The organism is Martelella sp. AMO21009, assembly GCF_053484295.1.
Genome location: NZ_JBAKFR010000013.1, coordinates 14,904 through 27,735, shown reverse-complemented (window position 1 = coordinate 27,735; position 12,832 = coordinate 14,904). Strand labels below are relative to the sequence as shown.

The window sequence follows — 12,832 nt, the reverse complement described above, 5'->3', positions numbered from 1 at the left end:
ACCGCCCTGTTTCCGCGCCCCGGATACGACGCCTGCTTTTTTCAGCGGAAAAACAACGAGCGTCTTGATCGACGTGCGAAAAACGCCTATCAGGGCCGGACCGGAGAGGTGGCCGAGTGGTCGAAGGCGCTCCCCTGCTAAGGGAGTATACCAGAGATGGTATCGAGGGTTCGAATCCCTTCCTCTCCGCCATCCATGTCTGGCGTAGATTTTTATTATTGTTATAGAACAATAATTTATTACGCGGCGGAGAATGCCGAGCGTGAACGATCCGAACGACAGCCTTCCGGAACAGCTTGAACGCGCGCGTGTCGCCTGGTTCTACTTCGTGGGCGGGCTGACCCAGCAGGAAATCGCCGCCCGGATGAACATGACCAGGCTCAGGGTGAACAAGATCATCGGTCAGGTGCGCGAGGACGGAGCCGTCCAGATCGATGTCAAGCTGCCGCTCACCGGCTGCATTGCGTTAGCCGAAGCGGTTGCCGAGCGCTACGGCCTTGCCGAAGCCACCGTGGTGCCCGATGTGCAGGATTTTCTGGAACAGAAACGGGTGATCGGCGAGGCGGCCGGCGCGATGGCCGGCGGCCTGATCGAACGGCGGGATCTCGGCATCGGCATCGCGACGGGCCGCACGCTCAGCTTTGCCGTGCGTCGGCTGAACGCGCGCCCGCATGCCAATAGTTGGGTCGTTGGCCTGACCGGGGGCGCCACGCGCTCATCCGGCACCAACACGTTCGAGGTGGCGACGAGCCTTGCTCGCAAGCTCGGCGTCGAATGTCATTATCTCACAGCGCCGCTCTATTGCGCCTCGCCCGAAAGCCGCGAGGCGCTGCTGCTGATCGACGAGCTGACGGATGTGCTGGCGCGCACCGAGATCGCCGATCTCGGTATCGCCTCCTGCGGCTGGCTTGCCGAGGACACGACGCTGACGCAGATCAGGGTCGTGAAGGACAATCTTGACGATATCCTGAAACGGGGCGCGGTTGGCGAGTTTCTTGGCTGTTTCCTGGATGCCCAGGGACAGCCGGTCGATCATTTCCTCAATGACTCGATCATGGCGCTCGCCCCTGAGAAGATGAAGCTCAAGCCGATGTCGATGCTGGTCTCCGGCGGCATCGAGAAGGTGCAGATCATCCGGGCGATCCTGCGCGGCGGCTATGTCAACCGGCTTGCCACCAACGAAGCCGTGGCCCGGGCGCTGATGGCCGGGCCACGGTAGATTTCATGCTTGAGCCTAGGCCTCTGCCAGGGCGGCGGCCATGGCCCGCAGCGTGACCCATGTCGACGCCGCGCCCGGGTCGATATGGCCCTTTGAGCGCGCACCGAGCTTGGCCGAACGGCCGCGGCGGGATTCAAGATCCGCCGTCGCCTTCATGCCGGCTTCCGCGCCGTCGCGGGCGGCATTGATGACATCGAGCTCCGATCCATTGGCGGCGGCCTGCTGCGCGCGCTCCACCGCCGGCACCCAGGCGTCGATCATCGTCTTGTCGCCTGGCTCGGCGCGGCCCCGGTCGCGCACGCCCTGAAGCGCTGCGGCAAGCCACGCCGAAAGCGCCTCGGCATCGAGGTTCAGCCGGTCGCTGACCGCTGCACCCGCACGCAGGAAGGCCGTCGCGTAGAGGGGACCGGAGGAGGCGCCGACGGCGTCGAGGAAGGCCTTGGCCATGCGCTTGCAGCTTCCCTCGATGGTCTCGTCTTCCTCGGCATTGGCGAGCGCACCCTGAACGGCCTTCCAGCCGATTTCCATGGTGACGCCGTGATCGCCGTCACCGATGACGCCATCCAGTTCGGACAGCCAGTCGCGCTCGGCGATGATTTCGTCGCCAGCCCGCTGCATCATGGCCCGGAAGATGGAGGGGGTAATGATCCCTTCGCGCTTCAGATTGGTTGCGACTTTCGCCTTGGCGGGCGCGTCTCCGGCCTGGACCGTCCTTCTTATCGATCGGGCGCTGCTTGCCGCGGCGCCCTCGATGGCTCCGACGGTCAGGGCCGGCGTGCGGCAGGGATGGTCGAGAAGCCGCGTCAACTCGTCGTCCAGCTTCATGAGCGTGATCGAGGCGCCCGCCATTTCCAGCGAGGTGGCGTATTCGCCCACCCATGAGTGATGGATCTCGATGCCTCTTTCGTCCAGGATGTGCTTGAGCCTGTCAAAGATGATGTAGAGTTCGACCAGCGAGGTCGAACCGAGCCCGTTGACGAGCACGGCGACGCGGTCCCCCTTGGCGGGGGCCATTTCGCCGAGGATGGTCTCCATCAGCTCGTCCGTCACCGTATCGGCCGGGGCCAGCTTTTCGCGGCGCACGCCCGGCTCACCGTGCAGGCCCATGCCGATTTCCATCTCGTCGTCGCCGATCTCGAAATTCGGTTTGCCGGTCTGGGGCAGGGAGCAGGCGCCAAGCGCCACGCCCATCGACAGCGTTGCGTCATTGGCCTTTTGAGCCAGCGCCTCGACCCGGGCGAGCGGTTCGCCGAGATCGGCCGCAGCACCCGCGATCTTGAACACGAAGAAGTCGCCGGCAATACCGCGCCGCTCAGAGCGCCGTTCCATCGGTGCGGAGGCGACATCGTCCGCCACCTGCACCTGGCGCACCTGCGTGCCGGAGGCTTCAAGTTCCTCCGCGGCCATGGTGAAGTTCATCACGTCGCCGGTGTAGTTGCCATAGAGGAAAACCACGCCCGCTCCGCCATCGGCCGCGCGGGCCGCGTCCAGGATCTGTTCGGGCGAGGGAGAGGCGAAGATGTTGCCGACCGCGGCCGCATCCGCAAGGCCGCGCCCCACATAACCGGCAAAGGCGGGCTCGTGGCCTGAACCGCCGCCGACGACGATGCCCACCTTGCCGTCGCGCGGTCCATCCACGGCGACAATGGCGCGCCCCGTTTCGCCCTCGCGCATCAGCATGTCGGGATGCGCCGCGACCATGCCCGAGATCAGCTGCGGGATGATATCTTCGGGCGCGTTGATGAGTTTCTTGGTCTTGGTCATTTGAATTCCACTTTGTCAGTTCATGCGCCGTCGCGGCGAAGATAGCGGCGGGAGATCGCGTCAAACGAGATCGCGATTACCACGATGGCGCCGGACACGACACCCTGCCAATAGGGCGAGACACCGAACAGCACGATGATGTTCTCGATGATGGCGATGATGCAGGCGCCGAAGATCGCGCCGAGCGGCGAGCCGACGCCGCCCGTGGTCGCCACCCCGCCGATGACCGCCGCCGCGATCGGCGCGAGGACCCAGGTCTGGCCGATCGAGGGCTGGGCGGTGCCAAGGCGGGCCACCATCAGGAGGCCGGCAAGCGCGGACAGCATGCCGGCGAAGGTGAAGACCAGGATCCGGATCCGGTCAACGCGAATGCCGAGCATGCGCGCGGCTGCCGCATTGTTGCCGATGGCGTACATGTAGCGGCCCATCGACGTCTTCATCGTCAGGAACAGCGCGATGACCAGCACGATCAGCATGATCAGGAAAGGCACAGGAAGGCCGAAGACATCGCCCCGGCCGAGGAACTGGATGCCCTGCGGAATGCCGGTGATCGCGACGCCCTTGGTCAGGACCAGAATCGCGCCGCCGTAAATGCCTGCCGTACCGATCGTCAGAACCAGCGAATGCAGGCCGAGCGTGGTGACCAGGAAGCCGTTGAGGAAGCCGAGCGCCATGCCCAGCGCCAGCGCCAGAACCAGGGCCATGCCCCAGGGGAGGCCGGCCTGCACCATTAGCATGCCGGAGACGACGCCGCACAGGCCGCCGATGGTTCCAAGCGACAGGTCGAGCTCGCCAAGGATCATCAGCGACGACTGGGCGATGGTGACCAGCCCGACGAAGGCCAGACCGCGCGCGATCACCGACATGTTGTAGCCCGATAGGAAATAGGGCGATATCAAAGCCGACACGGCAAAGATGACGACGAGCGCCACGAAGACGCCGGCAAGCGGATTGCGGACCAGGATTGCAAGCGCCGATGGCGCGCGGGATTGAGTGGTCTTGTCAGTTGACATGGGAAGCCTCTGCCTCGTTCTGGGTCTGTGCCTCAGACCCGGCGCCGGTCGCGAAGATGGCGCCAACCAGTGTTTCGGTATCGGTGGCGGCGGCATCGAAATCGCCGGTGATGCGGCCGCCATGCATGGTGATGATCCGGCTTGCGCAGCGGCGCAGTTCCGTCATCTCCGAGGAGATCAGGATGATGCCGACGCCGTCCTCGGCGAGCTCCTTCATGATCCGGTAGATCTCCGCCTTGGTGCGGATGTCGATGCCCTTTGTCGGCTCGTCGAAGATCAGAACGCGCGGCGTGGTCGCCATGGCCCGGCCGATGATCGCCTTTTGCTGGTTGCCGCCGGAAAGGTTTGAAATCCGCTGGCCGGGGCCAGACGCCTGGATTTCGTAATCGTCAATAACCTTGCGCACGAGCTTGCGCTCCTTGCCGAAATCAATCCCCGCGGCGCCCGAGGTGAGCGACAATACGGAGATCCCGATATTCTCGCGAAGCGACAGCAGCGGGAAAATGCCGTGATGCTTGCGCTCCTCGGAAAGATAAAGCATGCCGGCGTTGACCGAGGCGGCGGTATCGTTCAAACGCCATTTGCGACCTTCCACCTCGACCTTTCCGGCTGAGGCCTTGCGAAAGCCGAAGATGGTCTGCATCAGTTCCGAACGGCCCGCGCCCACCAGTCCGGCAAAGCCGAGAATCTCGCCACGCTTGAGGCTGAAGCTGACGTCGCTGAACATGTGACCCGACAGGTTGTCGACGGTCATGATCGTGTCGGTGACGGGGCAGGCCGGCCGAAAGTGCTCGTCGATCGCCACCTCGCGGCCGGACATCGCCCGGATCAGCGCGGTCTCATCGATATCGGCGATCCGTCCCGCATCCACCTTCCGGCCGTTACGCAGAACGGTGTAGTCGTCGCCGATCTCGAAGACTTCCTCCATCTTGTGCGAGATGAAGACGATCGCGTGGTCGCTGTCGAGAAATCCGCGGATCACCTTGAAGATGCGCGCCACTTCGCGGGCCGTCAAAGCCGAGGTCGGCTCGTCCAGGATCAGGACCTTCATGTCCTTGTTGGTCGAAGCGCGGGCGATCTGCAGAAGCTGCTGGTCGGGCACCGAGATGTGCCGCACAAGATCTGACGGTCTTGCGTCGATGCCGAACCTGTCGAGATAGGCTTGCGCCTCGGCCTCCATCCGCCGCCGATTCACGAATGGGCCGTGGCCGGTGCGATCGAAGGGCATGAACAGGTTTTCCGCGACGCTCACGTCTGCGAAAAGCGAGAGTTCCTGCGGCACATAGGCAATGTTGCGAAACAGATCCGGGTGATTGACGGGGTCCTTGCCATCGATCTCGATCGTGCCGGTGGTCGCACGATCAGAGCCGGTCAGGATCTTCACAAGCGTGGATTTTCCCGCGCCGTTTTCGCCGGCCAGAATGTGGGTCCGGCCCAGTTCGATGTCGAGATCGACATCGTCAAGCGCGGTCACGCCGGGAAAAACCCGGCCAAGACCGCGTGCCTTAAGGTAGGTCATGTGTCCTCCTGAGCAGTTTTCCGATCAATCCATTGAGAGGCATTGAAAGGAACGCGGGCCGCAAATGCGGCCCGGCGAGTGCGACCGGCCGGGGGCCGGTCGCGGCAAACGGCTCAGCCGTCCACATTGTCCTTGGTCAGGAACGCGTTGCCGGTATCGAGATACTGCGGAACCGGCGCGCCCGTGGCCTGTGCCCAGAGCAGCATGACCGACCAGTAACCCTGAAGCTCGGGCTGCGAGGCGGAAGAGCTGTCGGCGACGCCCGAACGGATCATGTCGAGCATTTCCGGCAGGTTGTCGAGGCCGACGAGCGTGACCTGGTCCTGCTTGCCGGCTTCGATGATCGCCTGGCCGATGCCGATTGGACCGGCAGCGTCGGAGGCAACCCAGCCCTTCAGGTTCGGATGGGCCTGCATGATGGCGGCCGCCTGCTGCTGTGCCGTCTCGATGCTGTCATTGTCGATGCCTTCGGCAACGACCTCGATGCCCTCATGCTCGGCGAAGACCTCGCGGTGGCACTCGGCGCGGATCGAATGGTTCGGCGCCGTCGGCACGCCCATCATGATCGCGACTTCGCCTTCGCCGCCGAGAACCTCGACCAGCCGCCGCGAGGCGATCTTGGCCTGCTCGCAGAAATCCGAGCCGATATAGGGGATCGCCATGCCTTCCGGCGGGATCGAGTCGAAGATGACCAGCGGAATGTCCTGGCCCTGGGCGGCTTCGAGCGAGCCGCGATTGCCCGAGGGGTCGAGCAGATCGATTGCGATGCCGTCGGGGCGCGTCGAGATCGCGCTTTCGACGATCTGGACCTGCTGGACGACGTCCGCCGTCTGCGGTGCTGAGTAAACGATCTCGATATCCGCGCCGGTCTGCGCCTTCAGCGCTTCGGCGGCCATCTGCGCGCCGTCATTGACCTTGTCGAACCACGGATGGACGACCTTCGGCACGATAAGAAAGCGGTAGCTGTCCTTCGTGGCGGTTCCGGCTGCGTCCTGCGCAGCAGCGGCCAGCGGCATGGCAATAACCAGTCCCGCCAGCAAAGCGGTGAGTTTCTTCATCGATTTTCCTCCCGATCGTGTTCGCCGCTCTTACGGGCGATCCTCCTGGCGGAGGGGTGAAACGCCCAACGGCCAATCACTGAATACATCTGTTAATTTAAAAATACAAGTGCATTCGAATGAGTGGCCGAACACACCGGCGCTGTCAGTTGCCAGCGCCGGTGTGAGAGAATGCTATTCAATTCGGGTTGCAGGCGGCCGGGCTATGGGGGGGTGGGCCGGCAGTATCGCGTCCCGTGGCGGGTCCGCTCGACAGGATTGGTTTGCGGCACAAGTTTGCCCAAGAGGCACCTGGCAACACGGCGATCAGACACTTGCTGACCACCGCCGGTCTGTCGAACCACCTCGGAAGGGCGATTTTCGCCGATGCGCTCTGGGCCCTCCACTTGCGCTTTTGATATGAGTTGGGCACAAGAGGGCCGCCGGTAAATCGACCGGCGACCCTTTTATTTTTCTGGAAGCTCCATCATGCTCGATATCAAATGGATTCGCGAAAACCCGGAGGCGCTCGACAAGGCGCTGGCCGCGCGCGGCGCCAAGCCGCTTGCCGCAGAAATCGTCGATCTGGATGAGAAGCGCCGCTCCGTCGTGCAGCGCCTCCAGGAAATGCAATCCCGCCGCAACGCCGCATCCAAGGAAATTGGCATCGCGATGGGCAAGAAAGATACGGAGCTTGCCGAAAAGCTGAAGGCCGAAGTCTCGGAGATCAAGACCGCGATGCCGACGCTGGAGGCCGAGGAGCGCGAAGCGACGACAGCACTCGACGATCTTCTCGCCGGCATCCCCAACGTGCCGCTCGACGATGTGCCGGTCGGCGAAGACGAAGAGGCCAATGTCGAAATCCGCCGCTGGGGCGAAAAGCCCGGCTGGAATCACGCCGCGAAGGAGCATTTCGAGATCGGCGAGGCGCTCGGCGGCATGGATTTCGAGCGGGCGGCGAAGCTTTCCGGCTCGCGCTTCACGGTGCTGACGGGCGCGTTTGCTCGGCTGGAGCGCGCGCTCGGCCAGTTCATGATCGACATGCATACCAGCGAGCACGGCTATCAGGAAGTCAGCCCGCCGCTTCTGGTGCGCGACGAGGCGCTTTTCGGAACCGGCCAGTTGCCGAAATTCGCCGACGACCTTTTCAAGGCCTCGGAGGATCGCTGGATGATCCCGACGGCGGAGGTGCCGCTTACAAATCTGGTCGCGGGCGAGATCCTGCCGGCGGAGGAATTGCCGCTGCGCTATTCCGCGCTCACCTACTGCTTCCGGTCCGAAGCGGGATCGGCCGGTCGCGACACCCGCGGCATGTTGCGCCAGCACCAGTTTCTGAAGTGCGAGATGGTGTCGATCACCGACGCCGAAAGCTCGCTCGATGAACTGGAGCGGATGACGGCGGCGGCCGAGGACGTGCTGAAGAAGCTCGGCCTGCATTACCGCGTCATGGCGCTTTCGACCGGCGATATGGGCTTTTCCGCGCGCAAGACCTATGACATCGAGGTCTGGCTGCCGGGGCAGGATACCTATCGCGAAATCTCGTCCTGCTCGGTCTGCGGCGATTTCCAGGCGCGGCGCATGAATGCGCGCTATCGCGGCAAGGACGAGAAGCAGACCCGCTTCGTGCATACGCTGAACGGCTCCGGCGTCGCCGTCGGCCGCGCGCTGATCGCCGTCGTCGAGAATTATCTCAATGAAGATGGTTCCGTCACGGTGCCGGAGGTGCTGGTGCCTTATATGGGCGGCATGACCCGCATCGAGAAGGCGAAGTGAGATCGATATGCGCATTCTGCTGACCAATGACGACGGCATCCATGGCCCCGGCCTTGCCGTGCTGCAATCCCTTGCCGCCCAGCTTTCCGACGACGTCTGGACGGTGGCGCCGGAGACCGACCAGAGCGGCCTTGCCCATTCGCTTACCCTGTCGGAGCCCCTGCGGCTCCGACAGATGGGCGAGAAGGAATATGCGTTGCGCGGCACGCCGACCGATTGCGTGATCATGGCGGTGCGTGAAGTGCTGCCCGAGCCGCCGGACCTGATCCTCTCCGGCATCAATTCCGGCGCCAACATGGCCGATGACGTCACCTATTCTGGCACGATCGCCGCGGCGATCGAAGGCACGATGCAGGGCGTCCGCTCGATCGCGCTCAGCCAGACCGGCAATTACGATGATGGCCGGCGCTATTTCCCCTGGGAGGTGGCCGAGCGCCATGCCCCGGAGTTGATCGACAAACTGTTGACGCTCGACCTTCCCGACGGCACCTTCCTGAACGTCAATTTCCCGTGCTGCGCGCCGGAGGAGGTCAAGGGCGTGCGGGTTACGGCGCAGGGCAAGCTTGAGTCGGGCCTCTCTGTTGATAAGCGCACCGATGGCCGCGGACTTCCCTATTACTGGCTGACCTTCCGCGAGCGCCTCAGCGCCTTTGCCGATGACAGCGATCTGCAGGCGATCGGCGAGAATTATCTCTCGGTCACCCCGCTCAAGCTCGACTTGACCGACCATGCGGTTCGCGACAGGATCAAAGCTGCGCTCGGTTGATGTGAAGAGGGATGGCGGTGGCGACGAAGCTTCAGGAACGGGAAGGGTTTGCGGCGCTTGTCATGCGCCTTCGCGCCGGCGGCGTCACCAATCTTGACCTGCTGTCGGCGGTCGAGGCCACGCCGCGCTCGCTGTTCACGCCCTCGCATCTTTCGCCCTATGCCTATAGCGGCCGCTCCGTGCCGATCGAATGCGGGGCGTTCATGGAAAGCGCCGATCTCGCCATCCGCCTTATCGATATCCTCAAGGTGAAGCCCGGACAGCGCGTGCTCGAGGTCGGCACGGGTTCGGGCTATACAGCCGCGATCATGGGGCGCATTGCCGAGCGGGTGCTGACGGTGGAACGCTATCGCACGCTTGCCGACCTTGCCCGCAGGCGACTTGCCGAACTTTCGCTGCAAAGGGTCGTCGTGCGCCAGGCTGATGGCCGCGAGGGCATGAGCGGCGAGGGCACCTTCGACCGTATCCTCTATACCGTGGCGCTGCCGGAAATTCCCCGCGCGCGCGTGGAACAACTTGTCTCCAACGGCGTCATCATGGCACCGCTGATCCGCGAGGGCGCCCGGCCGCTGATGGTGCGCATGACGCGAATCGGCAGCCGGTTTGAACGGGAAGACCTGTTCGAGGTGCCGTATCTTGCCGCCGAGCGCGGTCTCTCAAAGGCCTTGTAGGGCCCCGCTTTCCGGCTGACCTGACTTTTTGCGCCCGAATTTCACGCTTCGTCGCCGGCCTTAACCGTGCGGTAACTCTGATGTGGTTAAAACCGGTGCAGTAAAGAGTTCAAGCGTACAGGGTCGGTTCATGCGTATTTCTGGGCTGCCGGAAGTCGGCAAAGCAACACAAGGCGTACTGCTCGTTTCGTCGCTGGCCATATTGGCCGCCGGGTGCAGTTCTGAAACCTCGCGCCTGAGCAATGGGCCGGACACGATGACCACCGGCTCGGTCGTTCCCCAATATCAGCAGCTCGTGCCCCCCGCCAATGTCGGCGGTGGCGGATATCAGGGCCTGCCATCGGCTTCCTCCGGCCAGGCCGTCGTCAGCAACCAACCGATCAATACCGCGACCACCGCCGGTTCGGGCGCCCGCATGGCGACCACGCCGGTGACGGTGCAGAGCAACACGCTGCCGCCGCCGTCAGCGCCAACGCAGACAGCGGCGCTTGCCCAGCCGGCCAATCCCGCGCCCCAGCCGGCCGCCGTAGGCCAGCCGAGCACGCTTCCCTCCAGCACGCAGGATGTGGCGACGCGGCGCGTGATGATGCGTTCGGACGAATCGCTTTCCGCCTTCGCCAGCCGCAATGGCGTCAGCGAGCAGGAACTCCTCCGGCTGAACGGCCTTACCAGCGCCTCGCAGGTGCGTCCCGGCCAGGTTCTCGTTGTCCCGGTGGGTTCCACGCAGCCGTCGGTTGCCAAGTCGGCAAGCCAGACCCAGGGCCTGCCGCCGGCCGCGCCGTCGCAGATCCCCTCCGATACACCCGATCAGCGCGTCGCGGTTCTGCCGGGAACGGCGGGCGTGCGCGAGCGCCAGAGCGTGGAGGCGACCAGCACGGCCTCCGCCGCCCGCAATGGCGAGAGCGGCGATGGCAACAGCTACACCGTCAAGAGCGGCGACAGCCTCTACACGATCGCGAAGTCCTATGGCGTCACGGTTGATTCGCTGAAGGCGGCCAATGGACTGACGTCGGCCAATATCCGCATCGGCCAGAAGCTCGTCATTCCGAGCAAGGGCGCGCCGGCCCAGCCGACCGCGCCGGTGCAAACGGCTGCCGCCGCGCCGACGACCCCGGTCAACAAGACCGCTCAGACCGCAGACAGCCCCAAGCCCTATCAGCCACCGGCCGCCGAAAAGACCGCCGTCGTGGAAAAGGTTGCCGTTCGTTCCGACGCAGGCGAGGAAATTCCGGAAGGCACCGGCATCGCCACCTATCGCTGGCCCGTCAAGGGCGCGGTGGTCGTCGGCTTCGGCCAGCCATACGGCGACGATATTTCCGAGGGCATCGACATTTCGGTTCCACAGGGCACGCCGATCAAGGCCGCCGAAAACGGCGTTGTGGTCTATGCCGATGACGGGCTCTCCGATTACGGCAACGCCATCCTGGTCCGCCATGACGACGGACGGGTGACGGTCTATGGCTATGCCGAGGAGCTGAAGGTCAAGCGCGGCGACAGCGTCCAGCGCGGCCAGACCATCGCCACCTCCGGCATGAGCGGCAAGGCGCAGCGCCCCATGGTGCACTTCGAGGTTCGCGACAACACCACCGCCGTCGATCCGATGCCGTTCCTGAACGGTTGATAAGCCGACATTGAATTGCGAGGCAGCTGCAGGGCACTGAACGACGCCGTCAACCTGCTGACAAAGCCGAGGCTTTGACCATCGTATGTCGTCGGCCCCTCGTCTTGGGTCATGCTCGGACTTGATCCGAGCATCCAGACGATTAAGTCACTGAATTTGCGAAGACTTATGGCAAGTCCTTACCGGGCGGTCTGGATCCTCGGGTCAAGCCCGAGGATGACCCGGAATGTGGGGCAGTGTTTGTCAGAAAACTGGCGGCGCCGAGGGGCGCTGTTTTGCTTGTCCGGGCAATTTGCCGGCCGATCAGGTTCGCTGTTTCGCTGACGCCGCCTCGCGATGGTGGGCAGCGCTGCTGTGCTATTGTACCATGCTTCATCAGTGGGCTTGCGCAAACTGCGCAGGCAATATAAAGACATCTTTATATCTTGATGAAAGTCGGAAGATGGCGAAGTTCGATCTGGAGACCATGGTGGAGGTGCTGAAGGCGGTGGGCGAGCCCACGCGGCTGCGGCTGCTTGCGCTTTTGTCCGCCGGCGATCTTACGGTTTCCGATCTTACCGATATTCTTGGCCAGTCGCAGCCGCGCATTTCCCGCCACCTGAAACTGCTGGCAGAGGCCGGACTGATCGACCGCTATCAGGAAGGCGCGTGGGCCTATTTCCGACTGAAGGACGAGGGCTTGCCCGCGCGGCTTGTGCGCCAGCTTCTCGATAACGCTTCGCCGGAGGATTCGGCGCTGAAACGCGACATGGCCCGTCTTGCGGCGGTCAAGCAGGCGCGGGCGGAAAAGGCCGAGGCCTATTTCGCCCAGCATGCCGGCGAGTGGGACCAGATGCGCCGCCTCCACATTTCCGAGGCCGAGGTGGAAGAATGCCTCGTCAGCCTGATCGGCAACAAACCGGTGCAGAACATGCTCGATCTCGGCACCGGCACCGGGCGCATGCTGCTGTTGCTGAAGGATGTCTATCGCCGCGCCGTCGGCATCGATGCCAGCCGCGACATGCTGGCCGTCGCCCGCGCCAATCTCGATGCCGAGGGCCTGACCCGCGCCGTTGTCCGGCTCGGCGATATCCTGAACCTGCCGCTGGAAAGCGAGGATTTCGATCTGGTGATTATCCATCAGGTGCTGCATTTCCTGGAAAACCCGGACGAAGCGATTGCCGAGGCCGCGCGCGTGATACGGCCGGGCGGGCGGCTGGCGGTCATCGATTTCGCGCCGCATGACCTCGAATATCTGCGCGCCGACCACGCGCATCTGCGTCTCGGCTTTTCCCATCAGGCGATGGAAGACTGGATGCAGGAAGCCGGGCTGGACGTGGAAAAGGTGATCGATCTTCCCTTCGCGGCAGCAAACGAACCGTCGCTGACGGTGACGGTCTGGCTTGCGCGCGATCCCCGCCGGCTGGTGGCCGGCGGCAATGAAAAGACTTTTGCGAGGAGTGTCTGAGG

Annotated in this window: 10 protein-coding genes and 1 tRNA gene; 7 read left to right on the top strand and 4 right to left on the bottom strand. The window is 63.8% G+C overall.

What is annotated here, in order from left to right:
• Positions 1 to 102 precede the first annotated feature (102 nt).
• A tRNA-Ser gene (locus V6766_RS14900) sits at positions 103 to 192 on the top strand.
• Positions 193 to 262: 70 nt separating this feature from the next.
• The gene (locus V6766_RS14895; protein WP_448467715.1) at positions 263 to 1,219 is read left to right on the top strand and encodes a sugar-binding transcriptional regulator; all 957 of its coding nucleotides are present in this window, start codon (positions 263 to 265) and stop codon (positions 1,217 to 1,219) included.
• A 15-nt stretch (positions 1,220 to 1,234) separates the two neighbouring features.
• Here the strand turns inward: V6766_RS14895 and dhaL are convergent, their stop codons facing one another.
• The 4 genes from dhaL to V6766_RS14875 form a co-directional block, all read right to left on the bottom strand.
• Positions 1,235 to 2,983: a dihydroxyacetone kinase subunit DhaL gene (gene dhaL, locus V6766_RS14890; protein ID WP_448467714.1), complete on the bottom strand. Its 1,749-nt coding sequence runs from the start codon at positions 2,981 to 2,983 to the stop codon at positions 1,235 to 1,237.
• A 20-nt stretch (positions 2,984 to 3,003) separates the two neighbouring features.
• On the bottom strand, positions 3,004 to 3,996 hold the full coding sequence (locus tag V6766_RS14885) for an ABC transporter permease (protein ID WP_448467712.1): 993 nt from the start codon (positions 3,994 to 3,996) through the stop codon (positions 3,004 to 3,006).
• On the bottom strand, positions 3,986 to 5,515 hold the full coding sequence (locus tag V6766_RS14880; protein WP_448467710.1) for a sugar ABC transporter ATP-binding protein: 1,530 nt from the start codon (positions 5,513 to 5,515) through the stop codon (positions 3,986 to 3,988). Before V6766_RS14880 ends, V6766_RS14885 begins: the two co-directional genes overlap by 11 nt.
• A 113-nt stretch (positions 5,516 to 5,628) precedes the next feature.
• Positions 5,629 to 6,573 carry a substrate-binding domain-containing protein gene (locus V6766_RS14875; RefSeq protein ID WP_448425678.1) on the bottom strand — a complete coding sequence of 315 codons (945 nt, stop codon included), beginning with the start codon at positions 6,571 to 6,573 and terminating at the stop codon, positions 5,629 to 5,631.
• A 468-nt stretch (positions 6,574 to 7,041) separates the two neighbouring features.
• Between V6766_RS14875 and serS the strand changes: the two genes are divergently transcribed.
• From serS to V6766_RS14850, 5 genes are all read left to right on the top strand, one after another.
• Positions 7,042 to 8,325, top strand: coding sequence for a serine--tRNA ligase (gene serS / locus V6766_RS14870; RefSeq protein ID WP_448467708.1), 1,284 nt, complete (start codon positions 7,042 to 7,044; stop codon positions 8,323 to 8,325).
• 7 nt (positions 8,326 to 8,332) lie between these two features.
• On the top strand, positions 8,333 to 9,091 hold the full coding sequence (surE, locus tag V6766_RS14865) for a 5'/3'-nucleotidase SurE (RefSeq protein ID WP_448467706.1): 759 nt from the start codon (positions 8,333 to 8,335) through the stop codon (positions 9,089 to 9,091).
• 17 nt (positions 9,092 to 9,108) lie between these two features.
• Positions 9,109 to 9,762, top strand: coding sequence for a protein-L-isoaspartate(D-aspartate) O-methyltransferase (locus tag V6766_RS14860; protein WP_448428588.1), 654 nt, complete (start codon positions 9,109 to 9,111; stop codon positions 9,760 to 9,762).
• Positions 9,763 to 9,892: 130 nt separating this feature from the next.
• Positions 9,893 to 11,383, top strand: coding sequence for a LysM peptidoglycan-binding domain-containing protein (locus V6766_RS14855; protein ID WP_448467704.1), 1,491 nt, complete (start codon positions 9,893 to 9,895; stop codon positions 11,381 to 11,383).
• Positions 11,384 to 11,825: 442 nt separating this feature from the next.
• The gene (locus tag V6766_RS14850; RefSeq protein WP_448467702.1) at positions 11,826 to 12,830 is read left to right on the top strand and encodes an ArsR/SmtB family transcription factor; all 1,005 of its coding nucleotides are present in this window, start codon (positions 11,826 to 11,828) and stop codon (positions 12,828 to 12,830) included.
• Positions 12,831 to 12,832 lie beyond the last annotated feature (2 nt).